1 rRNA gene is annotated in these 647 nt (G+C 54.4%); it reads left to right on the forward strand.

Annotated elements, in window-relative coordinates:
* Positions 1–647 (forward strand): 23S ribosomal RNA (locus tag HYD27_RS31725); the annotation flags it as partial.

The following is a 647-nucleotide window of genomic DNA, read 5'->3' on the forward strand; positions in this document are numbered from 1 at the left end:
CATGATCTCACACTGCCAAGAAAAGCCTCTAGCCAGGAGAAGGTGCCCGTACCGCAAACCGACACAGGTAGGCGAGAAGAGAATTCTAAGGCGCGCGGAAGAACTCTCGTTAAGGAACTCGGCAAAATGACCCCGTAACTTCGGGAGAAGGGGTGCCTCGGTAGGGTGAATAGCCCGAGGGGGCCGCAGTGAAAAGGCCCAAGCGACTGTTTAGCAAAAACACAGGTCTGTGCGAAGCCGTAAGGCGAAGTATACGGGCTGACGCCTGCCCGGTGCTGGAAGGTTAAGGGGAGCGGTTAGGAGCAATCCGAAGCTGTGAACCGAAGCCCCAGTAAACGGCGGCCGTAACTATAACGGTCCTAAGGTAGCGAAATTCCTTGTCAGGTAAATTCTGACCCGCACGAATGGCGTAACGACTTGGGCGCTGTCTCAACGAGAGATCCGGTGAAATTTTAATACCTGTGAAGATGCAGGTTACCCGCGACAAGACGGAAAGACCCCATGGAGCTTTACTGCAGCTTGATATTGAATTTGGGTACGATCTGTACAGGATAGGTGGGAGCCGTAGAGGCCGGAGCGCAAGCTTGGGCGGAGGCGCCGTTGGGATACCACCCTGATCGTATCTAGGTTCTAACCTGGTACCCTAA

Source organism: Paenibacillus sp. S150 (assembly GCF_019352175.1).
Classification (GTDB): Bacteria; Bacillota; Bacilli; order Paenibacillales; family Paenibacillaceae; genus Paenibacillus_AQ.